20 protein-coding genes are annotated in these 23172 nt (G+C 66.3%); 11 read left to right on the top strand and 9 right to left on the bottom strand.

Features of this window, described 5'->3' with window-relative positions; translation table 11 throughout:
• Nucleotides 1–291 precede the first annotated feature (291 nt).
• On the top strand, nt 292–1326 hold the full coding sequence (locus tag EB836_RS14875) for an agmatine deiminase family protein (RefSeq protein ID WP_135541772.1): 1035 nt from the start codon (nt 292–294) through the stop codon (nt 1324–1326).
• A gap of 171 nt (nt 1327–1497) precedes the next feature.
• Nucleotides 1498–1908 carry a hypothetical protein gene (locus EB836_RS14870; RefSeq protein ID WP_135541770.1) on the top strand — a complete coding sequence of 137 codons (411 nt, stop codon included), beginning with the start codon at nt 1498–1500 and terminating at the stop codon, nt 1906–1908.
• A 25-nt stretch (nt 1909–1933) separates the two neighbouring features.
• On the opposite strand, the gene cls is transcribed toward EB836_RS14870, so the two are convergent.
• Nucleotides 1934–3430: a cardiolipin synthase gene (gene cls / locus EB836_RS14865; protein ID WP_135541768.1), complete on the bottom strand. Its 1497-nt coding sequence runs from the start codon at nt 3428–3430 to the stop codon at nt 1934–1936.
• Between the two features lie 286 nt (nt 3431–3716).
• Between cls and EB836_RS14860 the strand changes: the two genes are divergently transcribed.
• Complete coding sequence (locus EB836_RS14860) at nt 3717–4418, top strand: NUDIX hydrolase (protein ID WP_135541766.1); 702 nt, start codon at nt 3717–3719, stop codon at nt 4416–4418.
• Between the two features lie 2 nt (nt 4419–4420).
• Here the strand turns inward: EB836_RS14860 and EB836_RS14855 are convergent, their stop codons facing one another.
• Together EB836_RS14855 and EB836_RS14850 are read right to left on the bottom strand one after the other, a co-directional pair.
• Nucleotides 4421–5290: an enoyl-CoA hydratase-related protein gene (locus EB836_RS14855; protein WP_135541764.1), complete on the bottom strand. Its 870-nt coding sequence runs from the start codon at nt 5288–5290 to the stop codon at nt 4421–4423.
• A 107-nt stretch (nt 5291–5397) separates the two neighbouring features.
• Nucleotides 5398–6681, bottom strand: a complete 1284-nt coding sequence (locus EB836_RS14850) for an MFS transporter (protein WP_135541762.1) — start codon at nt 6679–6681, stop codon at nt 5398–5400.
• Between the two features lie 197 nt (nt 6682–6878).
• On the opposite strand from EB836_RS14850, the gene EB836_RS14845 reads away from it, so the two are divergent.
• The 3 genes from EB836_RS14845 (at nt 6879) to EB836_RS14835 (ending at nt 9531) form a co-directional block, all read left to right on the top strand.
• The gene (locus tag EB836_RS14845; RefSeq protein WP_135541760.1) at nt 6879–7280 is read left to right on the top strand and encodes a TM2 domain-containing protein; all 402 of its coding nucleotides are present in this window, start codon (nt 6879–6881) and stop codon (nt 7278–7280) included.
• A 78-nt stretch (nt 7281–7358) separates the two neighbouring features.
• Nucleotides 7359–8942: an FMN-binding glutamate synthase family protein gene (locus EB836_RS14840; RefSeq protein ID WP_135541758.1), complete on the top strand. Its 1584-nt coding sequence runs from the start codon at nt 7359–7361 to the stop codon at nt 8940–8942.
• A 19-nt stretch (nt 8943–8961) separates the two neighbouring features.
• Complete coding sequence (locus EB836_RS14835; protein ID WP_135541756.1) at nt 8962–9531, top strand: dienelactone hydrolase family protein; 570 nt, start codon at nt 8962–8964, stop codon at nt 9529–9531.
• A 100-nt stretch (nt 9532–9631) separates the two neighbouring features.
• Here EB836_RS14835 and EB836_RS14830 read toward each other — a convergent pair whose 3' ends face one another.
• Nucleotides 9632–10435 (bottom strand): 3-oxoacyl-ACP reductase, encoded by an 804-nt coding sequence (locus tag EB836_RS14830; RefSeq protein ID WP_205683382.1) that lies wholly within the window; start codon nt 10433–10435, stop codon nt 9632–9634.
• A gap of 214 nt (nt 10436–10649) precedes the next feature.
• Between EB836_RS14830 and EB836_RS14825 the strand changes: the two genes are divergently transcribed.
• From EB836_RS14825 to EB836_RS14810, 4 genes are all read left to right on the top strand, one after another.
• Nucleotides 10650–11660, top strand: coding sequence for a hypothetical protein (locus EB836_RS14825; protein WP_135541754.1), 1011 nt, complete (start codon nt 10650–10652; stop codon nt 11658–11660).
• A gap of 125 nt (nt 11661–11785) precedes the next feature.
• The gene (locus EB836_RS14820; RefSeq protein ID WP_135541752.1) at nt 11786–12814 is read left to right on the top strand and encodes a 3-oxoacyl-ACP synthase III; all 1029 of its coding nucleotides are present in this window, start codon (nt 11786–11788) and stop codon (nt 12812–12814) included.
• 8 nt (nt 12815–12822) lie between these two features.
• On the top strand, nt 12823–15576 hold the full coding sequence (locus EB836_RS14815) for an alpha/beta fold hydrolase (protein ID WP_135541750.1): 2754 nt from the start codon (nt 12823–12825) through the stop codon (nt 15574–15576).
• 77 nt (nt 15577–15653) lie between these two features.
• On the top strand, nt 15654–16622 hold the full coding sequence (locus EB836_RS14810; protein WP_135541749.1) for an NAD-dependent epimerase/dehydratase family protein: 969 nt from the start codon (nt 15654–15656) through the stop codon (nt 16620–16622).
• On the opposite strand, the gene EB836_RS14805 is transcribed toward EB836_RS14810, so the two are convergent.
• The 3 genes from EB836_RS14805 to EB836_RS14795 all read right to left on the bottom strand — a co-directional run bounded on the left by EB836_RS14805 (nt 16623) and on the right by EB836_RS14795 (nt 19222).
• Nucleotides 16623–16838, bottom strand: a complete 216-nt coding sequence (locus EB836_RS14805; RefSeq protein ID WP_167854476.1) for a ferredoxin — start codon at nt 16836–16838, stop codon at nt 16623–16625. It abuts the gene before it with no gap.
• Nucleotides 16839–16894: 56 nt separating this feature from the next.
• Nucleotides 16895–17938 carry an acyl-CoA desaturase gene (locus EB836_RS14800; protein WP_135541746.1) on the bottom strand — a complete coding sequence of 348 codons (1044 nt, stop codon included), beginning with the start codon at nt 17936–17938 and terminating at the stop codon, nt 16895–16897.
• Between the two features lie 159 nt (nt 17939–18097).
• Complete coding sequence (locus EB836_RS14795; RefSeq protein ID WP_135541744.1) at nt 18098–19222, bottom strand: hypothetical protein; 1125 nt, start codon at nt 19220–19222, stop codon at nt 18098–18100.
• A gap of 158 nt (nt 19223–19380) precedes the next feature.
• Between EB836_RS14795 and EB836_RS14790 the strand changes: the two genes are divergently transcribed.
• The gene (locus EB836_RS14790) at nt 19381–21312 is read left to right on the top strand and encodes an acetate--CoA ligase (protein ID WP_135541742.1); all 1932 of its coding nucleotides are present in this window, start codon (nt 19381–19383) and stop codon (nt 21310–21312) included.
• 44 nt (nt 21313–21356) lie between these two features.
• On the opposite strand, the gene EB836_RS14785 is transcribed toward EB836_RS14790, so the two are convergent.
• Both EB836_RS14785 and EB836_RS14780 read right to left on the bottom strand, forming a co-directional pair.
• The gene (locus EB836_RS14785) at nt 21357–22238 is read right to left on the bottom strand and encodes a siderophore-interacting protein (protein WP_135541740.1); all 882 of its coding nucleotides are present in this window, start codon (nt 22236–22238) and stop codon (nt 21357–21359) included.
• A gap of 1 nt (nt 22239) precedes the next feature.
• Nucleotides 22240–23154 carry an ABC transporter ATP-binding protein gene (locus EB836_RS14780; RefSeq protein WP_240690028.1) on the bottom strand — a complete coding sequence of 305 codons (915 nt, stop codon included), beginning with the start codon at nt 23152–23154 and terminating at the stop codon, nt 22240–22242.
• Between the last annotated feature and the right edge of the window lie 18 nt (nt 23155–23172).

The raw sequence follows: 23172 nt of genomic DNA, 5'->3' as shown, positions 1-23172 counted from the left end.
ACGGACCGAGTCGCCCGGCCCACCCGACGGGGTCGCCGGTTGTCGGGAGAGGCCGAGGCGCGGCAGGACCGGAGGCAGGAGAGCGGCGGAGGCCAGGTCGGGAGAGCTGCGGATACCGTTCCGGGCGGGCAACGGTATCCGTCGGCCGCCTCGGCGACGATCTGGCTAGAATCAGCGGTACGATCGCCGATCACGACCAAGCGGCAGATTCCACGGCTGCGGCGCGGAGCCCCGAAGGACCGGGTCGCCCGCCCGACCGTGCTCGACCGGACATCAGCGAAGGGACGAACGATGACGTTGCACATGCCCGCGGAGACCTCCGCCCAGGACCGGGTCTGGATGGCGTTCCCATCCTCCGGCTACGCTCTCGGCGACACGGAGGCCGACGCCGAAGCCGCCCGCGCCACCTGGGCCGCCGTTGCCCGGGCCACCAGCGAGTTCACCCCGGTGACGGTGGTCGTGACCAGTGCACAGACCGAGCGTGCCAGGCGCCACCTCGGCGAGGGGATCACGCACCCGATCACGATCGTCAACGCCGCACTCGACGATGCGTGGATGCGTGATATCGGGCCGAGCTTCGTCGTCGACGACGAGGGCCGGCTGCGCGCGGTGGACTGGGTATTCAACGGGTGGGGCGCGCAGGAGTGGGCGAGCTGGGATCACGACGAGCACATCGGCGAGTTCGTCGCGGATCTGGCCGGCACCCCGGTGGTGTCCTCATCGCTGCGCAACGAAGGCGGTGGGTTCCACGTCGACGGGAAGGGCACGGTGCTGGCTACCCGCAGTGTGCAGCTCGACCCGGGTCGGAACCCGGGACTGACCGAAGCCGATGTCGAGGCCGAATTCGCGGCCACGATCGGGGCGAAGAAGGTCATCTGGCTCGATCGCGGGCTGCACCGCGACAACCAGACCTTCGGCACCCGCGGGCACGTCGACATCGTCGCCACGATGCCCAGTCCCGGCGTCGTCCTCGTCCACGATCAGCGCGATCCGAAGCACCCGGACTACGAATTCAGTCGTGCGCTCATCGCACAGTTCTCCGCCGAGACCACCGCCGATGGTGTGCCCTTCGAAGTGGTGCCGATCCCCGCACCCGAGGTGCTGCGCGACGAGGAGGGGTGGGTCGACTACTCCTATGTCAATCATCTCGTCACCAACGGCGGGGTCATCGCCTGCACCTTCGATGATCCGATGGACGCCGAGGCGGCCGCTGTGCTCGAGCGGGTGTACCCGGGTCGCAAGGTCGTCGGGGTCGATGCCCGCGAACTCTACGCCCGCGGCGGCGGCATCCACTGCATCACTCAGCAGCAGCCCACCGTCGGCTGATCTTCGACGCTCGGGGCATCGGCTGCGCAATCCATACCCCACCGGGCACTGCACGGTATAAGCTGGTGGGACAGGACACAGCGCCCATGCGCTGATCACCGAGAGGCTCGGATCTGTGCCGCACAGCAGTGCGGCAGACAGTGTCGGCAAACTGCGAAGAGGAGCATGACCATGAAGAAGAGATTGATTCTCCTGGCCGGTCTCGGAGTCGGATTCATTCTCGGATCGCGCACCGGACGCCAGAGCTATGAACGGCTGAAGGCCCAGGCCCAGGATCTGTGGACCGATCCGCGAGTCCAGGACACCGTCGACAGGGCCAACCAGTCGCTGCGTGAGAAGTCACCGGCCGTCGCCGACGCCGTCCAGACCGCGGCCGACAAGGTCAATGCCGTGGCGTCGACGAGCACGCTCGTCTCCGAATTCGACGGTGACGAGGACGGCTCGTCCGCGCAGGACACCGCCGCGAAGAGCACCACCGCTTCGCCGAAGCACACGCCGTCGCCGAAGGCCAAGGACACAGTGGCCGATCCCGAGCGTCACCTCGACGACGAGGGCCCCGCCGGAGTCGCCGACGACGACTGAGCAGCGGCACGGTAGCCGGCTTCGTTCACAGCAGGGAGCTCGTCAGTCGGGCCACGTTCTCGACGTACTTCTCCAGCAGTGACCGGCTCGCCCATTCCTCGGAGTCGAGTTCGACGGAGTTCGGGGCGTAGCGTTCGGCCTCGAGCTCGTACATGCGCTGTGTGAACTCACGATTGACGATGAACATCGTGACCTCGAGGTTCATCGCAAAGGACCGTTCGTCCATGTTCGAGGAACCGATGATCGAGACTTCGTCGTCGATGATGAGGAACTTCGAGTGCAGCACCGTCGGCGCGTGGTACATGAAGATCCGCACCCCGGCCCGAACGAGTTCGTCATAGTAGGACTGCTGCGCTTTGTGGGTCAGCCAGTGGTCGCTCGTCTCACCGACGTAGAGGCGCACCTCGACACCCGAGCGCGCCTCGGTGGTCAGTGCGTGCAGCAGCGACTCGTCGGGCACGAAATACGGTGAGCACACGACGACGCTGCGATTCGCGTTGTAGATGAGGTGGTTGAACAGTCGCAGATTGTTCTCATCCTCGAATCCCGGTCCCGAGGGCACGACCTGAGCCTGGATGCCGCCGGAGTCGGGGGCATCGAGGTCGAAGCTGTCGGGTTCGTCGACGATCTCGTCGGTCTCCGAATACCAGTCGGTGATGAACACGGCATCGAGCTCTTCGACGACCGGGCCGCGGCACTCGAGCGAGAGATCCTTCCAGCGGAAGCCCTTCCGCCGGTTGCGCGCCTTGTTGTAGGAGCGGTCGATGATGTTCTGCGAACCGGTGAACGCAAGATCCCCGTCGACGACGAGGATCTTGCGGTGATTGCGCAGATCGGGCCGCTGGTACTCGCCCCGCCACGGTCGAATCGGCAGGGCTCGACGCCAGCTGACGCCCGAGGAGTCAAGCCTCTTGACGAGCTCCGAATACCCCGGATACCCCAACGAGCCGACATGGTCGATGAGGATGCGCACCCGCACCCCCCGCGCATGCGCGGCCAGCAGGGAATCGAGCAGCCGCCTCGTCGTGTCGTCGATGGCGACGATGTAGAACTCGAAGTGCACGAATCGCGTCGCTTCGTCGACGGCGTCGGCCATCGCCTCCATGCAGGCGTGATTGTCGACGTGGAGCTCGAAGTCGTTGCCGTGGGTCATCGGCAGGGCACCGAGGTCGAAGTTGAGCTGCGCTGCGGTGCTCAGCGGTTCGGGCATGTGGTCCTTCTGCCCGAGGATCGGCCGATTCCGGATCTGGTCACGGATGAGGGCATTCATCTGCGACTGCTTGTCCCGCCGCCGCTTCGGCAGCTTCGCCGAGCCGAGCAGCAGGAACGCCGCGACGCCGACATACGGGATGAGGAAGATCGCGAGCAGCCAGCCCAGTGCCACCGAGGGCCGGCGGTTGTGCGGAATCCATCCGAGCGCAATGATGCGGATGAGGAGATCGATCAGCAGAAGGGTGATGATCACCCAATTCGGCCAGGCCGAATTGATGTTGAAGAGCGGATAGATCCCGAAACTGCTCATATATCGCCTGTTCAGCCCCGCCCTTGTTCGTCACCGGTGGGGTCTTTCACCTCAGGTTGAGGAATTCGCATTGTGCACTATCGTATCGTGCCGAGTCTGCGGCCACACCGGCACATCCCCTCTGACCACGGACATCATCCGTCCGCGCCCCTCGGTTGCACTGTGCCGCCCGGCCCCGGTCCTACCCGAGCAGGGCTCCGGCGTCCGCGACCCCGGTTCCGCCTCGGCGAGGGTGCGCGGGCATACTGGAAGACAATGACAAGTGGCGAAAGCGAAGGTGCTGACCGTGATTCGAGACATCAGTCCTGAGGGCTCCGACCGTTCGGATGTGGCCGACAGCGCCAGCCGCGGCCCCGACGTCATCAACGCGGAGTCGGTGCCCGTCAGGCCCGCCGTGAGCGTACTCATGCTCCGCGACGGCGCCGAGGGTCTCGAAGTCTTCATTCAGCACCGGGTCTCGACGATGGACTTCGCCGCCGGTGTCGTCGTCTTCCCCGGCGGCCGCGTCGACCCGATCGATGCGCAGACCGCCTCGACGATCACGGTCGCCGACCCGATCGTGCACACGTCCGCCTGGTCACGCTCGACCATCGCCGAGGAGGCTGAGGGGTGGCGGGTCCTGCTCGCCGCCGCGGTGCGTGAGGTCGAAGAGGAGACCGGTGCTGTGCTCGATCCGGCCGGGCTCGTCCCCTGGGCCAACTGGGTGACCCCGCTGGGCCGCCCCAAACGGTTCGATACCTATTTCTATACGATCGCCGCCCCGGAGCTCGACGCTGCCCAGCACCAGACGACGGAGGCGCACACGAGCGAATGGCGTTCGGTCAGCGGCATCCTCGCCGACGAGGCTGCGGGCCGGCTCAAGCTCATGCGTCCGACGTTCGTTCTGCTGCGGCAGCTCTCGTCCTTCGCCTCCGTCGTCGAGGCGCTCGGAGCCGAGCGGACCATCGATCCCGTCCGCCCGGAGTTCCCTTCGATCCGCGGGTCCTGAGGTCAGCGTTTCGCGCGCGCCTTCATCGCCGCCAGCCGGGTCGCCACAACCTGTTTCTGCTCCTCGGTGCCCAGCAGCTGTGCCAGCGCCTCCTGTTCGGTGTCGAGGCCGACGCTGAGTTCGGAATCATAGGACAGGTCGACGAGGCGCTTCGCCCACACGAGCGCTGAGCGTGACTGTCCGGCGATCTGTGCGGCCAATTCTCGGGCGCGGGCGATCGGGTCGTCGACGAGTTCTTCGACGAGGCCGATGCGCAGGGCCTCCTCGGCACCGATCGTGTCCGCGGTGGCGATGAGCTTCTTCGCCTGACCGGGGCCGACGAGTCGTGGCAGCAGCTGGGTGCCGCACATATCGGGGATGATGCCCCAATTGAGTTCCATGAGCGAGAGCTTCGCATCGGGCCCGGCCACCCGGATGTCCGCACCGAGGGCGATTTGCAGGCCGCCGCCGAGAGCAGGTCCGCGGACCGCGGCGATGACGGGCACCTCGACGAGCGACCAGATGTGCACGGCCTTCTGCGCCAGCGCCCGGGCGGAGCCGAGGCGTTCGCCGATGTGGACGGCGGAGGACCCGGAGCCCGTGCCCTCGGCCCGGCTGTCGGATTCCTCCTCGGCGGTCGAACGGGTCGCGGTCCCCTCCTCGGCGATCCGGGTGAGTTCGGTGAAGTCGAGGCCAGCGCTGAACGCGCGTCCCCGACCGGACAGGACCACGGCCTTGACCTCGGCGGAGTCTCGCAGCGCCAGTCCCACCTCGACGAGGTCTTCGAAGACCTCACGGGTGAGCGAATTGAGCTTCTCGGCGCGGTCGATCTCGACGTGGGCGACGCCGTCGGCGATCGAGCAGACAACGGTCGAATGCGTGGTCTCGAGCATGGGAGGACCTTTCGAAGGCAGGGCCGGCACTCATCGGTCCGGCATCGGCATGGCACCGGCCGGTCGCCGTGGGCCCGGCGGGGATTCCGGCGGCCCTGAACGACCGATCAGCGGCGTTTCTTGAACCCTATCGGAGCTCCGGTCAGCGTCAAGACCAGGACCGCGATGAGGGAGGCCGCGCACATCGCGACGACGCCGGGCCAGGCGAAGTCGACGAAGAGGACCGCCGACAGCCATGCTCCGAGACTCGTACCGAGGTAGTAGACGGTGAGGTAGATGGCCGCCGAACGGGTCGAGTCCACTCCGGGCCGGGCCGCACTGGCCGCTGCCGAGGCGCCGGTGTGCCCGAGGAAGAAGCCGGCGGTGAGCAGCGACATGCCGATGATGATGCTCGCGAGCGAGTCGACGAGGGTGGCCCCGGCCCCGGCGAGCGCGATGAGCATCCCGGCCAGAGTGATGTGCTGGCGTGGGAACTTCGTGGCCAGGCGGCCGTAGTACGTGGTGACGACGGTGCCGACGAGGTAGATGAGGAAGAACAGGGCGACCGCGCCCTCGCTCAGCCGCCACGGGTCCTGCTGCAGCCGGGTGCCGAGCATCGTGAACGACCCGCCGAAGACGATCATGCACAGGAAACCGGTGAGGTAGATCCGCCACAGTCCCCCGCTGAGCGGGATCACTCGCCGAGGCGGCCGCGGGGCACCGTCGCCCTCAGTCGTGGGTACGGGGTCGTCAGCGGTGGGTGCAGGGTCGGGGTCGGCCGCCTCGTCGACGGTCGACTCGGTGTCGAGGACGGCCCTGCTCCGGGCGGTTGCGAAGAGGTCGTGGCGCAGCAGCCAGACGACGATGAGGCCGAAGATCAGGGAGATCGCGGCGGTGAAGGCGAGCCCGCCGTGCCAGCCGAGCAGTTCGGAGGCCAGACCGGTGAGCAGTCGCGAACACAGTCCGCCGATCGTGTTGCCGGCGATGTAGACCCCGATCGCACCGGGCAGGGCCGCAGACGGCAGCCGCAGGGAGAGGTAGGCCATCGCCGTTGCCGGCACCGAGGCGATCGCCAGCCCCTGGAGGAAGCGGACGGCGATGAGCAGCTCGGGAGTCGGTGTGAACGGCAGGACGAGGGCGAGGATCGCTGCGACGATCACGCCTGCGCCGATCTGACGGGCATGGCCGATGCGCGGAGCGAGCATCGAGAACGGGATGAGGAAGACGGCCATCGCCACGTTCGTCGCCGAGACCGTCAGACTCGCCGTCGGTCCGTCGATGCCGTAGGCCTCGCGGATGGCCGGCAGCAGCCCCTGGGTCTCGTAGAGGACGAGGAAGACGGAGACTCCGGCCAGGAAGACCGCGACGACGGTTCGCCGAGTGCTCGTCGGACTCGGCTCACCTGTGCTCATGAGACCAACGCTATGCCTGCGGGGACCGCGACCCCAAACGCTTCCGGTCAGCGGCCCAGTCCGCAAAGGGGGATAACCCCATCGCCGAGGCGCCGCTCGGTTCCCTAGGCTGGAGCCATACCTTCGACGACGTCGGGTCCCCGGCGTCGACAGCATCGGACCCGGCACCGGCGAGCACAGGATGGGAGTCCACAGCGATGTCCGCGACCACCGAGATTCCCGCGATCTCTCCCGCCACTCCCCTCCCTCCGCTGGCTCCGGTCGGCATCGACGAGGCTGCCGACGATTCCGGCAACCGGTCGTTCGTCCTCACCTGGCTGCTGTCTCTGCTCTTCGGCTTCCTCGGACTGGACCGGTTCTACACCGGTCGGTACTCAACGGGCGTGCTCAAGGCGCTCAGCCTCGGCGGGTTGGGGATCTGGTGGATCATCGATCTCGTCATCGTCTTGGCCGGCGGCCTCCGGTACGGTCGGGCACCGCTGCGCGGTTTCGACCACAGCAAGGAGATCGCGTGGATCGCCACCGGGCTGACGATCATCGTCGCCTATTCGCTGCAGCTCGATGCGCTCGTCGGATCGCTGTTTGCCGGACTGCTCTGAATCTTCTCAGGTCAGCCTTTCCTGAAAACTCAGTCTCCTGGGTCTAGGCTCGAAGCCAGGACAGTTCAAGGAGGCACAATGAAACGGCAATTCCCCATTGTCCGGTTGGTCAGCGGCGAGTCGGCAGGCAAGCAGGTCGCCGGGCTGGCGGCGACCGCCTCGGCGATCGGACTCGGCGCCCTCGCCGCATGGGATCTGACTCAGAAGAAGCATTCGATCCTGCGCAACTACCCCATCGCCGGACATGCCCGATTCCTGCTGGAATCGATCCGGCCGGAGATCCAGCAGTACTTCATCGAACGCAACTGGGACGGTCGGCCGTTCAACCGCGACACCCGCACCACCATCTACGAACGCTCCAAGGGCACGCACTCCGAGCACGCCTTCGGCACCGAACGCGACGTCAACCGGACCGGCTATGAGGCGCTCATGCACTCGGCCATGCCGATCCCCAACCCGCCGCGTCCGCCCCGCGTGCACATCGGCGGCGAGGACTGCACCCAGCCCTATGACATCTCACTGCTCAACGTCTCGGCGATGAGCTTCGGCTCGCTGAGCAACAACGCCGTACGGGCCCTGAACAAGGGAGCGGCCCTCGGCGGGTTCGCTCACGACACCGGCGAGGGGTCGATCTCGCCGTACCACCGCGAACACGGCGGCGACCTCATCTGGGAGCTCGGCACCGCCTACTTCGGCACCCGCACCCCCGACGGGAAGTTCGACCCGGAGATCTTCGCCGAGAAGTCGAAGGACCCGCAGGTGAAGATGGTCTCGCTCAAACTCTCGCAGGGAGCGAAACCGGGCATCGGCGGTGTGCTTCCCGGACGGAAGGTCACCGAGGAGATCGCGGCGATCCGCGGCATCCCCGTCGGCAAGACCTGCATCAGCCCGCCCGGACACAGTGAGTTCTCGACCCCGATCGAGCTGCTTGAATTCATCCAGAGGATGCGCACACTCTCGGGCGGGAAGCCCGCCGGATTCAAACTCTGCATCGGATCGCGCACGGAATTCCTCTCGATCGTCAAGGCCATGGTCGAGACCGAGATCCTGCCGGACTTCATCATCGTCGACGGTTCCGAAGGCGGCACCGGTGCGGCACCGTTGGAATTCGAGGACAATGTGGGACTGCCGCTGACGCAGGGGCTGATGATCGTGCACAACGCGCTCGTCGGTGCCGGTCTGCGCACGAAGATCAAGATCGGCGCCTCGGGGAAGATCGCCACCGGCACCGACATCGTCAAACGTCTCATCCAGGGTGCGGACTTCACGAACTCCGCACGCGCGATGATGATGGCCATCGGCTGCATCCAGGCGCAGGTCTGCCACACCGGCAGATGCCCGGTCGGCGTGGCCACACAGGATCCGCGGCGAGCGCGCGCCATCGACGTACCCACCAAGGCCGAACGCGTACGCAACTACCACGATGGGGTCGTCGCCGAGGCGGTGCGCCTCATGGCATCGATGGGTGCCTCCGGCCCGGACGAGTTGGAGCCGACCATGCTGCGCCGCAACGTCTCCGCCTCCGACTCCTGGTCCTATGCCCGCCTCTACGACTGGCTCAAACCCGGCGAGCTCCTCGAGGATCCTCCCACGGAATGGGCCGACGACTGGGCGACCGCACGCGCCGACACCTTCACCATCCCCCACGGTCACAGCCGCTGACCGGCCGAGAGGAGACTCTATGACCACGCTCGTCCTGTTCCACTCGGCACTCGGTCGCACATCCGGCATGGATGCATTCGCCGAACGGTTCATCCTGGCCGGCCACGCCGTCCACACGCCCGACGTCTACGCAGGCAAGACCTTCACCGACGCCGAGGAGGGCGTCGCGTTCTCCCAGGAAGTCGGATTCTCCACGCTCGTGGACCGAGCGAAGGACGCCTGCGTCGACCTCGGCGATGAGATCGTCTTCGGCGGGTTCTCGCTGGGAGCCGCACTCGCTCAGCAGATGGGCAAGAACGATCCGCGTGCACGCGGGGCCATGCTCTTCCACGGCGGCGGCTTCCCGAAGCCGACCCGCTGGCAGGAGCAGGTGCCGGTCCAAGCCCATTTCTCCGTCGACGACTCGTGGCGCAGCCCCGGCACGATCGAGACCCTCCTCGAGTCGGCGACTCGAGCCGGAGCTCAAGCCGAATACTTCCTCTACCCCGGTGATTCGCATCTGTTCAGCGACCCGACGACCGCGGACCACCGGGAGACCAACGCCGAGCTGCTCTACGAGCGGGCCCTGACCTTCCTCGAACAGGTCTGAGACCCACCACCCGAGTCGTCTCAGCAACAGCGGCCCAGACACGAGGGCCCCGGGTCATCCGGCCCGGGGCCCCATCGTTCGATGTGAGACGTCGTCAGGTTCAGACCATGACGAGGCCGTTGTCGACGATGAGATTCTGCCCCGTCACCGCGCGGGAGGCCGGCGAGGCGAAGAACACCACCGCCGAGGCGAAGTCCTCCGGAGTGGTCACCCGCCGCAGAGCGCTGGCGGCGGCGATCTGATCGAAGACCTCCTCCGGCGTCGCCGAAGAGGCGTCGGTGGTGCGAAGCAGCCCTCCGGAGACCATGTTCACCCGCACCCCGGCCGGACCGAGGTCCTTGGCAAACGTCCTCGTCAGCGACAGCAGAGCCGCTTTGCCCGCCGTGTAGTCGTGATAGGGAACGACCGGGTCCTGGAACAGGTTCGTCCCGATGTTGATGACTCGCCCGGACCCGATATGCCGAAAACCGGACATCGCGGCCTGGACCGTGTTGACCGCACCCTCCACAGAACCGCGGAACTGGTCGGCGAAATCCGAGTAGTCGATCTCATCGGCAGGCTGGCGCTCATCTCCGTTGAAGGAGAAGTCCGCGAGCGCATTGTTGACCACCGTGGACACCGGCGCACCGAACTCCGCGGCCGCGGTGCGGAACATCGCGTCGACGGCACGCGAATCGGTGACATCAGCCGCGATGGCCTCGGCACGTCCGCCGCGGGCACGGACCGCCTCGGCGAGTTCCTCAGCGGTCTCTGCCGAGTACCGGTAGTTGATGACGAGGGCGGCCCCCTCGATCGCGAAGGCCTTCGCGATCGCCGAACCCAGGCCGCGCCCGGCTCCGGTGACGAGGACGACCTGCTCGTCCAGGGGCAGGGCCTCGGAGGTGAAAGCCTGGGCGTTGGTCATCGCGTGTCTCCTTCGAACGTCGGTGGGCAGGGCCGGCAGACCTGAGGGTCCGAGTCCTGCTCCCAGCCTACCCAGGAACCGCCGATTGCCCAGTCGAGGTCTCCTCTGCCCGACTCCGGCCCCTATTCGTCCACCGGCAGAACGTGCTCGAAGCGTCAAGAGTCCATACACTGACAGGACGACCACCGTTGTCCATTCCCAGGAAGTCACCCTTATGAACGAGCTCGGCGCCGGAATCTCCATCGGAGTCCTCGCAGCTCTCGTCGTCTTCGTCATCTACATGATCGGTGCGAAGCTCGGACGATGGCAGCCACGGCCCCAGTCAGGTCGACCGGGCACCCCAGGTGGCTACGGCCAGGGCGGCGACAACCTGCCCACCCGCCCGTGGAGCGGCGATGACGCGACCCGTGTGCTGCCCAACAGCGCCCACGGCTACGGCGACGGCTACGGCAATGGCTATGACGACGCCCGGGATGCCGACCTGCCGCGGGCCGCGAAGTCCGAGCTTGCGAGCAACATCCAGTACTCGGGGCAGATGGTCGAAGCGAACCGGCGGGCCGCCACGGCCGCGAACGGTGACACCCTCGCCGTGTTCACCTACATCTTCGGGGCCGCGCTCATCGCCGTCGTCGCGTTCGTATTCTTCAACAACCTCCTGTTGCCGGCGACCATCGGCGCGCTCACCGGAGCCATCATCTGTGTGGCACTGTCAGCGACCTACACGCTGAAGAACCTCGACTTCTGGCCGGACAATGCGACGATCTCGATCATCAACCTCATCGTGGCACTCGCCGCCTCGATCTTCATGTACATCGGCTCCGTGCGGACCGAACGCGACAATGTCAGTCTCGGCACGATCACCGACTCCTTCGAAGCGCTGCCGTTCAGCGAAGGCTTCTCCGCCTTCGCCGTCGCCATCGGCGACCGGGTCGTCACCTTCTTCAAGGACTTCGGGTTCTTAGGCTTCGTGTTCCTGCTGTTCATGGGCATCGGCTGCATCATCGTCTTCACCCTCGCGGCGAAGTCGCTCGTCGACGTCATGGACTGGCGGATCTTCGCCCAGTTCGGGCATTTCGTCACCGACCGGCCGATGTCCTATTCACGCGCCGTGCGCTTCCAGACATCGAAGGTCTCACACACTGTGACCTCGATTGTTCTTGCGATCATCGCCGTCCTCGCCGCCACTGGAATGCTCTACGACGGTTTCACCTGGTTCACGCGCTGATGAACATCTCAGAAACTGAGCGGTAAGATAGTCCAGGAATTCCCCCCGTCGTGTCGCGCCACGCGCGCGTCTCTGCGGTCCAGATCGACACCGACGAACGACCCGAAAAGGGATGAGTACCTCAATTGGCGAACGGCAACGCAACATTTCGGCACTCGAACGTGGCCCTGCTCGGCCTGACCGAGACGCTGGCCCCGAACGAAGTGACCTCTGAGGAATTCGACGAGCGCCTCGCCGATACCCTGTCCTCTCTCAACCTTCCGCAGGGCCTCCTCCAGCGGGTCGCCGGCGTCTACGCACGACGGAACTGGGACGAACCCCACCAGTTCGCCGACGGCGCGATCGCCGCCGGGAAGAAGGCCCTCGTCGACGCGGATGTCCCGGCCGAAGCCATCGGCCTCATGGTCAACACCTCGGTCACCCGCGAACATCTGGAGCCGTCTGTGGCCGTCGGCGTCCACGCCGGCATCGGCCTCGGCCCACAAGCGATGAACTTCGACATCGCCAACGCCTGCCTCGGCTTCGTCAACGGCATGACCCTGGCCGCGAACATGATCGACGCGGGCCAGATCGAATACGCCCTCGTCGTCGCCGGCGAAGACGCCTCCCGCGTGCAGGAGGCGACGCTGCGCCGCCTCAACCGCCCGGAGATCACCCGCGAGGAATACCTCAACGAATTCGCGTCCCTGACCCTGGGCTCCGGTGCCGCGGCCGCCGTCCTCGGACCGGCCGACAAACATCCGGAGGGCCATCGCGTCCTCGGCGGGATCACTCGTGCCGCCACCGAGCATCACGCATTGTGCGTCGGCGACCACAACGGCATGTTCACCGACACCAAAGGGCTGCTCTCCGGCGGGATGGAACTCGTCGTGGCTGCCTGGGAGGAAGCCTACGAGGCCGGCTGGGACTGGCGGGAGATGGATCGCTACGTCATGCACCAGGTCTCCGATGTGCACACGAACTCGATCACGAAGGCCGCGAACCTCGACCCCGACCGGATCCCCGTGTCCTACCCGGAACTGGGAAACGTCGGCCCCGCCTCCCTGCCCATCACACTGGCCCGTGAGGCCGCGAACCTCCACCCCGGCGACCGCATCCTGTGCATGGGTGTCGGCTCCGGCCTCAACACCGCCATGACCGAAATCGAGTGGTAGAAGAGTCCATGAAATATCCTGCACGGCCGGCCACGACTCCCCCGCAGCTGCCCGAGTGGGACCCCGCCTGGTCCCGAATCGTCGAGGCACCGACCTCCGACGGGACGCATGCGTTCCACGTGCTCGACACCCTGCCCGCCCTGCGCGCGGCCGGTGTGGAGCCAGCGGGCACCATCCTCGCCCTCCACGGCAACCCGACCTGGTCCTACCTGTGGCGACGGTTGGCACGCGCCACCGTCGACGCCGCCCGCTCCGGTGGCCGGGCCTGGCGACTCATCGCCCCCGACCAGCTCGAGATGGGCTTCTCCGAACGGCTCGACCATTCCGAGATGCCGACCCCGAAATCCGCTCAGCTGCGCCGGATCTCCGATCGCATCACCGATTTCGATGCCGTCGTCACGACCCTGCTCGCCGAGGTGGCCGACAGTGCCGCACCGAACGGCGGTTCCAGCGACCACCCGATCGTGACGATCGGCCACGACTGGGGCGGCGTGCTCTCGCTGGGCTGGGCCGCGCGCAACACGGATCTCGTATCGGCGGCGATCAGCCTCAACACGGCCGTTCACCAGCCCGAAGACTCCCCTGTCCCCGCGCCGCTGCGCGCCACCCTGGCCGGGCCCATGCTGCCCACGGCCACGGTGCTCACCGACTGGTTCCTGCGGGTGACGCTGAGTCTCGGCGATCTCGATGCCGAGACCAGAGCCGCCTTCGCGGCCCCGTACGCGAACGCGGAGGACCGGTGGGCGATCGGCAACTTCGTCGCCGACATCCCCGTCGATGGGAACCACCCTTCGGACCCCGAACTCCAGCGCATCGGGAAGGACATCGCCGCCTTCGACAAACCCGCGCTGCTCGTGTGGGGCCCGAAGGACCCCGTGTTCCTCGAGCGCTACCTGCGAGACCTGCGACAACGTCTGCCGCAGGCCGATGTGCACCGTTTCGAGACCGCCTCCCACCTCGTGAGCGAAGATCACGATGTCGCCGGTCTCGTCCTCGACTGGCTCGGCGCCCAGTTCGACACCGCTTCCGCGGCGAAGAATTCCGTCTCCGCCTCCGGGCCGGGCTCCACTGCCGAAGCGGACTCCGCGCCCGGAACAGACCCCGCGCCGATCCGGGCGGTCACGGCGATCCTCGATTCTCGCCGCGATGACGAGGCGATCGCCTCGGTGGACTTCGCGCAGAACCCCGCACAGCAGATCACCTGGCGGCATCTGTGGCATGTGACGACGTCGATCGCGGGTGGACTGCTCGACCTCGGGGTGAAGCCGGGCGACCGGGTGTCAATGCTCGTCGCGCCCGGCAACAACCTCACCGCCGCGCTCTACGCCTGCCTGAAGATCGGTGCCGTCGCCGTCGTCGCCGACGCCGGCCTCGGCCCGAAGGGAATGACCCGGGCGGTCACCTCGGCGGATCCGCAGTGGATCATCGGCGAACTGCCCGGCCTCGCCCTGGCCCGCGCCTTCGGATGGCCCGGCAGACGAATCTCGGTCACCCCGCTCGGCCCCGTCCGCTCCCGCCTGTTCAAGACCGAGACGAGCCTGACTGCGCTGTCGAAGACCCCGCACCGCGCGGAGCTGCCGACCCCGGCACCACACGACGATGCTGCGATCCTCTTCACCTCCGGTTCGACCGGCCCGGCCAAGGGAGTTCGCTATACGCATGCGGACATCTCGGCACTGGCAGCCGTGCTGACCCGGGCCTTCGATGTCCGAGAGGGCACGGGACTGGTCGCCGGCTTCCCGCCCTTCGCTCTGCTGGGACCGGCCATCGGGGCCACCTCGGTGACTCCGGACATGTCCGTGACGAAGCCGAAGACGCTCACGGCCAGCGCGATCGCCGATGCGATCATCGCCGGGCGCGCGACCATGGTCTTCGCCTCTCCCGCTGCGTACACGAACGTCGCCGCGACCGCCTCGGCGCTCGACGATGAGCAGAAGGCCGCCTGCGCTCGGGTCGAACTCGTGCTCTCGGCCGGGGCCCCCGTGCCGCTCGAGCTCATGGACGCCATCGCCGAGGTGTTCCCCAACGCCTCCATCCATTCGCCCTACGGCATGACCGAGGGGCTTCTGCTCACCGACATCGACCGGTCCGGGGTGGCCGAAGCCGATGCGACCGGCGGGCTCGGAGTGTGCGTGGGCTCGCCCATCGACGGCGTCGAACTCGCTCTGGCGCCCATCGACGCGACCGGCGACTCCGCCGAAGAGCTTCTCGAAGGTGATGCTGCCCGTAATCGGCTGGGCGAATTCGTCGTCAGCGCCGCCCATATCAAGTCCGGCTATGACAATCTCTGGCGCACTACCGCCGATTCGGCCCGTGATGACCTGCACGGTCTGACCTGGCATCGGACGAACGACATCGGCCACATCGACGAAGCCGGCCGCGTCTGGCTCGAAGGCCGCCTGCAGCACGTTGTGACGACTCCGCGCGGGCCCGTGGGGCCCGGCGGTCTCGAGGCACTCATCGACACCGACGCCGAGGTCAGCCGCAGCGCCGTCGTCGGAATCGGCCCAGACGGCACGCAGGCGCTCGTCGCCGTGCTCGATGCCGAAGGCACCGCGTTGGCACCGGGATTGGCGCCCTTGGAGCTGACCGCGCGTCTGCGCGAGCAGGTGCTCGACGTCAGCGGTCAGGACCTGACCGCGGTGCTTGTCGCGCCCGAGTTCCCCACCGACATCCGCCACAATTCGAAGATCGACCGTTCCCGCCTCGCGGCGTGGGCGGACAGCGTCCTGGCCGGTGGGCCGGTGCGCGGCAGGGTCTAGGAGCTGTCGAAACTGGACCGGTTCGCGAGCAGAGGTCATGTCCGAACCGGACTCGTCCCCGATCATGAGGAGCTGAAGTGAGAATCACCGTCACCGGAGCCTCCGGGCTGCTCGGTTCGTCCGTCGCCCGCGCGCTCGTGTCCGCGGGTCATACGGTGACGACTCTGCAGCGTCGCCCGTCCGGAGTCGCCGGGGCTGCGGATGTGCTGGGTTCGGTGACCGATGCCCAGAAGGTCGAGGAGGCGGTCACCGGCGCCGAGGCGGTCGTGCATTTGGCCGCGAAGGTTTCGATGATGGGCGACCCCAAGGACTTCGAGGCCGTGAACATCGGCGGCACCCGCACGCTCGTCGACGCGGCTCGAGCGGCCGGTGTGCCGCGTCTGGTCCACATCTCCTCGCCGTCGGTGGCGCATACGGGTGATTCGATCATCGGCGATGGGGCCGGACCGGCGTCTCCGGAATTCGCCAGCGGAGAGTACGCGCGGACGAAGGGGGCCGGTGAACGCATCGCTCTGGGTGCGGACTCCGCTGATTTCCGGGTGCTCGTCCTGCGCCCGCACCTCATGTGGGGTCCGGGTGACACACAGCTGACCGAGCGGGTCATCGACCGGGCCCGTGCCGGCCGGATGCCGGTGCTCGGATCGGGGGCGGCGCTCGTCGACACCCTGTTCGTCGACAATGCGGTCGAGGCGATCGTCGCCGCCGTGTCCGCGGTCGACACCACGCATGGTGAGTCTCTGGTGGTGACGAACGGTCAGCCGCGTCCGATCGGCGAGCTGATGTCACGCATTGCCATCGCCGGCGGCGCCGCGGAGCCGAAGCTGCGCATCCCGGTCGCCCCGGCCCTGGCGGCCGGTTCGCTGGTCGAGAAGGTGTGGGAGCTCGGCGAACACGATGACGAACCGCCCTTGACCCGGTTCCTCGCCGAGCAGCTGTCGACCGCGCACTGGTTCGACCAGCGGCGGACGCAGGAAGTCCTCGGTTGGACTCCCCGAGTCAGCGTCGAAGAGGGGCTGGAGAAGTTGGCACAGCACTACCGACCCTGATCAGCGCGGAGGGATCTGATGCTCGTCGAGCTGGATCGCCTTCGACGGGCACAGGTACTCTGCTGCCCGGACGGCCTCCCGCTGCGATTCGGGAGGTGACGTGTCGTTGAGCTTCGCGAATCCCTCATTCTCGTCTGGGTTCGAAAAGACTTCGGGCGCGACGAATCCGCAGTTGCCGGACGCCACGCACATGCTCGAATGCAGTGTGATCTTCATCGGTTCGCTCCTGAGTGGTGGATGCGGCACATCGGTGTGAGTATCAGGCATGGACGTCACCCTCGGTATCGTCGCACGAGCGGACAGGTGTAGGGATCCTGTCCTCTCACGCCGACCTGGCTGAGATAGGCGACGACCGTGGCCGCTGCCTCGGTCAGCGTCCTCTCCGTGTACGGGATGTCGTAGCGGGCGCAGTGCTCTCGGACGATCGTCTGCATCTTCGGGAGGCTGGTGCGCGGTGCGGCCGGGAACAGGTGATGTTCGATCTGGAACTGCAGACCGCCGAGGAAGAATCGTGCCACCGGCCCGTCCTTGATGTTCCTGGACATGACCACCTGCCTGCGCAGGAAGTCGATGTGGATTCCCTTCTCGACGGTGGGCATCCCGATGTGGTTGAGGGCGAAGGCCCCACCGAGGAGGATCCCGAAGAAGCCGACCTGCACCCCGAAGAACGCGCACGCCATACCGAAGGGCAGCACAACGAAGAGAAGCGCGAGGTAGGCTCCGTGCCGGATCGCGATCAGTACGATCTCGGTGATGCGGTGAGGAACGTTCGGGGACGAGTACAGAGTCTTCAGCGATGCGTAGTGAAGGTTTGCCCCCTCCAAGAACAGCAGGGGGACGAAGAACGCACCCTGGTGACTGGCGAGAAAGGCTCCGATCCCTCGGCGACGGCCCGCGGCGTTGGGGGTCATCGCAATGAGATTGGAGTCGATGTCGGGGTCGACGCCCTCCTGATTCGGATAGGCGTGATGCGTGTTGTGTTTGGCCATCCACCAGCTGAAGCTCAGCCCCATGAACAATCCCGCGATGATGCGCGATGTCCACTCGTTCCATCCCCTCGAGGCGAAGATCTCGCGATGGGCGGCTTCATGTGAGAGGAAGCCGAGCTGAGCCATGACCATCCCGATCAGCCCGGCAGTGATGAGTTGGAACCAGGTGGCTCCGAAGACGATGACGGCTGCGAGCAGACCGGCCAGAACCACCAGCCAGGCGACGATCCGGCTGAGATAGAAGCTTCGGTGCCGATTCATCAGACCGGCGTCATGGACAGTCTCGCTGAGTTGCCGATACGACTCGACGTACTTGGCGACCGTCATTGCTATCACCCCGCCCGAAAACGGTCACCGGGTTCAAACGTTGGGGTTCGTCCCCCGGTGCTCTGCAGAACGCCTAGTCCCGATCATAGGCCCACTGGTTTTGCACAGCAATGGAGCCGTTCGAGGCTGTGCGGAGAAAGTGCCAGGGGCTCCGACGCCTCAGAGTCGGTACTGGTTGTTCTCGTCGGCCGAGACGTCATTGCGCTGAGGCGACTGTGAGTCGTCGGCCCCGTCGGCGGAATCGTCTGCTGCGTCTCCTGTCTCTGCGGTCTCTTCCGGTTCCTTGCCTTCGAGTGCGTCGACGGACATTCCGGGTTCACCGGTGGGAGGCGATTCGAGAGAGGACCCGCCGGCGGATTCGTCGAAGTCTTCGGGATCGAGAGTCGCCGGATCGTCGATGTTCGTTTCGAGAGTCCTGTCCGCCGCCGACTCTGCGTCGTCGCCTTCTGCCGTGTCGGCTGGTTTGTCGCCAGCCTCTTCAGCAACGGTGTCGGCTGGTCTGTCGGCAGATGTTCCCGCATCGCCCGAAGCCGTCGCCACGGGAGGCAGCAGCGGTGCAGGCGGAATGTCGCCCGCTTTCGTCGTCGTTGACTCAGCCGAATCGGCCTGTGTGCCGGTGTGTGTCTGTGCGCCGGCTTGTGCCTGTGCATCGGCGTGTTCTGCCCCGCCGGTCTGCGGGGCGACAGTCGGCCGTGCAGGATACGACGGGGGCATGGGCGGCGCCGGTCGAGAAGAGTCCGTCTCGTCGTCTTCTCCCGAGCTTTCGATCGACGATTTCTCAACGGGGTCCGTCGATTCGTCAGCGGCATCACCGGCCGCCGCATCTTCGACCGACTCCGCGTCTTCAGCAGCATCGTCATCGCCGATTCCAGGAGCATCGGTCGCCTCGGTGTCCGTCGCCTCCGTGTCCGCGGATTCGCTGTCAGCCGCGCCGACCGCCTCGGTGCTGGCGGCATCGACGTTCTCACCGGTCGTCGCGGACGACCCCGGCAGGGCACCTTCGACGCCCTCGAGGCTCACCCCCGCTTCGGCGGCCAGACGCGCACGTCGCTCGGCCCGCGCCTGGGCACGTTCCTCTTCGCTTCTCTGCGGCTTCGCAGCTTCGTCCTTCGGCTTGGTCGGCCGGACGGCTTCCCAGACGAGGAGGAAGATGAGCATGGTGACGCCGACGATGACGCCCATGATGACCGAACCCCACGGTCGCGCCATCGAGAAGAAGTCGAAGATGGCGTTGAGTCCGAACATGACTGCCAGGCCGAGGATCAATGCAACCAGGAATCTCATATCCCCATTGTGCCCTGTCCCGGCCCATATGCAGACGAATGGGTCGACTTTCCCGCCGACCGATCGCCCGCGTCGCCCCTGCTCGATCAATGCTCCCCGGCCCGAAAAATGTGACCCCCGCCTCAATGCAGAGCTGTTCCATAGGTCACAATGGGGTCATGGAAACGCACCCGCAGAACCCCGCCCCCAGCTACGACGATGTCGTGGGCCGCATCGCCTCCGACCCCGAAGACTACTGGCTCGAACAGGCCACGAGCCTCATCGACTGGGTCACCGAACCGACGCGCGCCGTCGACGATTCGCATGCTCCGATCTACCGCTGGTTCCCCGACGGCGAACTCAATGTCTGCTTCAACGCCATCGACCGCCACGTCGAAGCCGGCCGCGGCGACCAGGCTGCCATCATCTACGACTCGCCGGTCACCGACACCATCCGCAGCATCACCTACGCCGAGCTGCTCGACGAAGTCTCCCGCTTCGCCCGAGCCCTGTCCGATAAGGGCGTGACCAAGGGCGACCGTGTCATCATCTATATGCCGATGATCCCCGAGGCGGCCGTGGCCATGCTCGCGTGCGCCCGCATCGGCGCGATCCACTCGGTCGTCTTCGGCGGGTTCGCCCCGAACGAACTGGCCGTGCGCATCGACGACACCGCCCCGAAGGCCGTCATCTCCACCTCCTGCGGAGTCGAGAAGAACCGTGTGCTCGAATACAAGCCGATGCTCGACGAAGCCATCGACATCGCGAAGTCCACGCCGGAGTTCACGGTCATCGTCCAGCGCGAAGAGCACCGCTGCGAACTCGGCGAGACCGATTTCGACTATGCGACCCTGCTCGACCGGACACCGGAGGGCATCGCCCCGGTCACCGTCAGGGCCACCGACGAGCTCTACGTCCTCTACACCTCCGGCACCACCGGCAAACCCAAGGGCATCGTCCGCGACTCCGGCGGCTACGCCGTGGCCGGTGCGTTCTCGATGCCCGCGCTCTTCGACCTCCACCCCGGTGACACAATGTTCACCGCTTCGGACGTCGGCTGGGTCGTCGGACACACCTACATCGTCTACGCACCGCTGCTGGCGGGCGTCACCTCGGTGCTCTATGAGGGCAAGCCCGTGGGCACCCCGGACGCCGGCGCCTTCTTCCGCGCCATCGAGCAGCACGAGGTCAACGTTCACTTCACCGCCCCGACGGCCATGCGCGTGGTGCGCAAGGAGGACCCGAACGGGGATCTGATGAAGAAGTACGATCTGTCCAGTCTGCGTGCGGAATTCCTCGCCGGTGAGCGGCTCGACCCCGACACCTACGAATGGACGACGAAGACCCTCGCCGAGGCGACCGGACGCGACATCCCCGTCGTCGACAACTGGTGGCAGACGGAGACCGGCTGGCCGATTGCGGCGAATCCGCTGGGACTCACCCGGTTCCCGCTCAAACCCGGCTCCCCGACGAAGCCTGTACCCGGTTACCAGGTCGCCATCCTCGACCCGAGCGGCCAGCCCGTGGCCGCAGGGGAAGAGGGGCTCATCGTCATCAAGCTGCCGCTGCCTCCGGGCACCATGGCCACGGTGTGGGGAGACGACGACCGGTTCATCTCCTCCTACCTCGCCGCCTTCGACGGCTACTACCTCACCGGCGATTCCGGTTACCTCGACGAGGACGGATACGTCTACGTCATGGGGCGCACCGATGACGTCATCAATGTCGCTGGACACCGACTGTCGACGGGCATCATCGAAGCAGTCGTCGCCTCTCACCCGGCCGTGGCCGAGGCCGCCGTCATCGGCGTCAATGATGAGGTCAAGGGGCAGATTCCGCGCGCTCTCGTCGTGCTCGGCGACTCCGCCGAGGAGGCCGATCCGGCCACGGTCATCGACGAACTCGTGGCGTTGGTCCGCAAGGAGATCGGTCCTGTGGCCGCGTTCAAGCGTGTCGACATCGTCCCGGGCCTGCCGAAGACCCGGTCGGGCAAGATCCTGCGCAAGACCATGCGCGAGATCGCCGACGGCGCCGAGAATCCGGCGGTGCCGTCGACGATCGAGGACCGCGCAGTGCTCGACGACCTCGAAGGCGTGCTCGCTCGCGGGTGAGCCACCCGGGCGGGTGGTTCGCCTGGGGCGGGTGAGCAACTCGGTCAGATACTGATCTCCGAATCGTCGAGATCATCAAGGTTGCCACCGGCGGAGAGGAGTTCCTTGTAGGCGTGAAGCCGTTGTGAGTCGATCTCCGTGTTCGTCACTCCACGCTTCCAATAGCCGAAGACGGCGACGTCGTCCTTCTCCAGTCCGACTTCCTTCCGGAAGTGCTTTCTGATCTCGCGCATTGCATCGCGTTCCCCGGCGGCCCAGACCACGTGCTCCTCAGGTGATTCGAGCATCCGTGCATGCGCGGAGAGCCCGGTCGCTGATCCCGGCACTACGGTGAGGACTTCGAGGCCCGGTGGGCATTTGAGTTCGGCCACAGCCACCTCGTCATCCGATTCGATGACCGCTGTGCCCTGCACCCCTGTCGGCCAATGCTTGACCATCGCAAAGAGTGCCGGGATCGCGGTCGAATCGAGAAAGAGCGCCGCTCTCCGCCCCTTGGCCTCAGGCACGATGAAGTGTTGCCTCGGCCCGCGGAAGGCGATCACCGTGCCGATACGCGCATTCCGTGCCCAGCGCATCATGGGACTCGACTCGCCGTGCAGCACGACATCGACGACGATTTCAGCGGAAGCGGCCGAGAATTCACGGATCGTGTAGATCCGCGAAGCATCGTCGAAGTCCTCTCCGAGCTCCATTCTGATAGTCACGTTCGGGCTCGCCCACGCAGGGTCATCCGCTCCGGACTCCAGACGAGCCGTGAATCGCAGCAGGTGCTCGGACGGGTACTCCAACCGAGTGATGGTCGCCCTCGTGTCGTGAAGATTGCGATCGTGGTCCGTTCCGCGCAGCGCGGCCTCTTCGCTTCTGTTGTTCGCCGAGGCTCGCCGGGCATCATCGGTGAGTGTTCGTGTGCTCGTTTCATGTGCCATTTCAGTTCCTTTCGCTGATGGTCAGGGTGCGTTGTTGATGGACAGGGTGCGTCAACGGGTGGTCAGAAGTGCCTTCGTCCTGTTGCGAATCGCTGCGTCGTCGCGGAATGATGAGGGGCCGGCCAGTTTCGGGATCGGTGTGAACCAGTGCCTGAAGATCGAATACCTCAGCGAGGAGATCGGGGGTGAGCACGTCTGTGGGCGCGCCGGCGGCCCGGAGACGACCGTCTCGCATGGCCAGAATCTGTGTGGCGTAGCGGGCCGCGAGGTTGAGGTCATGCAGCACCGCGATGAGGGTCCGCCCTTGCTGATTGAGATGTGCACACAGGTCGAGCACTTCGAGCTGATGCGCGATGTCGAGGTAGGTGGTCGGTTCGTCGAGGAGCATGATGGGTGTCTCCTGGGCCAGCGCCATGGCGATCCACGCGCGTTGGCGCTGACCGCCCGAGAGTTCTCCGAGAGGAGCGGCCCGCAGCGAGGTCATTCCCACTGAATCCAGCGCCGATTCGACGGCCACTCCGTCGTCGTTCGACCACTGCCGCAGCAGAGACTGGTAGGGGAACCGCCCGCGCGCCACGAGATCGAACACGCTGACGCCGTCGGGCGCACCCGTCGACTGGGGCAACAGAGCAATCTGACGAGCCAGGCGCCGAGGCGGCATCTTCGCAATGCTGGCTCCGCCCAGGGTGACCACACCGCTCTTCCAGGGGATGAGACGACCGATCCCCTTGAGCAGGGTCGACTTCCCACAGCCGTTGGGGCCGATGATCACGGTGAATCCTCTGTGCGGAATGTTCGCCGAGAGATCGATGACGACGTCGCGCACCCCGTAGCCCAGGCGCAGACTGTCGACCCTCAGCTGCGCCGTCTGCTCTATGCGATCTGCACCCATGGTGTGGGGATTCTGGTATGGCATCGGAGTTCCTTTCACTGG

It is taken from the genome of Brevibacterium sp. S111 (genome assembly GCF_004745075.1).
GTDB lineage: Bacteria > Actinomycetota > Actinomycetes > Actinomycetales > Brevibacteriaceae > Brevibacterium.
The sequence above is the reverse complement of the archived record's forward strand: the minus strand, read 5'-3'. Positions and strand labels throughout refer to the sequence as shown.

Bases quoted from the DNA above. Each gene is read 5' to 3' on its own strand.
- EB836_RS14785 (WP_135541740.1), bottom strand. From the start codon at position 22,238: ATGGCACATGAAACGAGCACACGAACACTCACCGATGATGCCCGGCGA.
- EB836_RS14805 (WP_167854476.1), bottom strand. From the start codon at position 16,838: ATGAAGATCACACTGCATTCGAGCATGTGCGTGGCGTCCGGCAACTGC.
- EB836_RS14870 (WP_135541770.1), top strand. From the start codon at position 1,498: ATGAAGAAGAGATTGATTCTCCTGGCCGGTCTCGGAGTCGGATTCATT.
- EB836_RS14855 (WP_135541764.1), bottom strand. From the start codon at position 5,290: ATGCTCGAGACCACGCATTCGACCGTTGTCTGCTCGATCGCCGACGGC.
- EB836_RS14795 (WP_135541744.1), bottom strand. From the start codon at position 19,222: ATGAGATTCCTGGTTGCATTGATCCTCGGCCTGGCAGTCATGTTCGGA.
- EB836_RS14830 (WP_205683382.1), bottom strand. From the start codon at position 10,435: ATGACCAACGCCCAGGCTTTCACCTCCGAGGCCCTGCCCCTGGACGAG.
- EB836_RS14780 (WP_240690028.1), bottom strand. From the start codon at position 23,154: ATGCCATACCAGAATCCCCACACCATGGGTGCAGATCGCATAGAGCAG.
- cls (WP_135541768.1), bottom strand. From the start codon at position 3,430: ATGAGCAGTTTCGGGATCTATCCGCTCTTCAACATCAATTCGGCCTGG.
- EB836_RS14850 (WP_135541762.1), bottom strand. From the start codon at position 6,681: ATGAGCACAGGTGAGCCGAGTCCGACGAGCACTCGGCGAACCGTCGTC.
- EB836_RS14825 (WP_135541754.1), top strand. From the start codon at position 10,650: ATGAACGAGCTCGGCGCCGGAATCTCCATCGGAGTCCTCGCAGCTCTC.
- EB836_RS14790 (WP_135541742.1), top strand. From the start codon at position 19,381: ATGGAAACGCACCCGCAGAACCCCGCCCCCAGCTACGACGATGTCGTG.
- EB836_RS14840 (WP_135541758.1), top strand. From the start codon at position 7,359: ATGAAACGGCAATTCCCCATTGTCCGGTTGGTCAGCGGCGAGTCGGCA.
- EB836_RS14875 (WP_135541772.1), top strand. From the start codon at position 292: ATGACGTTGCACATGCCCGCGGAGACCTCCGCCCAGGACCGGGTCTGG.
- EB836_RS14800 (WP_135541746.1), bottom strand. From the start codon at position 17,938: ATGACGGTCGCCAAGTACGTCGAGTCGTATCGGCAACTCAGCGAGACT.
- EB836_RS14835 (WP_135541756.1), top strand. From the start codon at position 8,962: ATGACCACGCTCGTCCTGTTCCACTCGGCACTCGGTCGCACATCCGGC.
- EB836_RS14845 (WP_135541760.1), top strand. From the start codon at position 6,879: ATGTCCGCGACCACCGAGATTCCCGCGATCTCTCCCGCCACTCCCCTC.
- EB836_RS14815 (WP_135541750.1), top strand. From the start codon at position 12,823: ATGAAATATCCTGCACGGCCGGCCACGACTCCCCCGCAGCTGCCCGAG.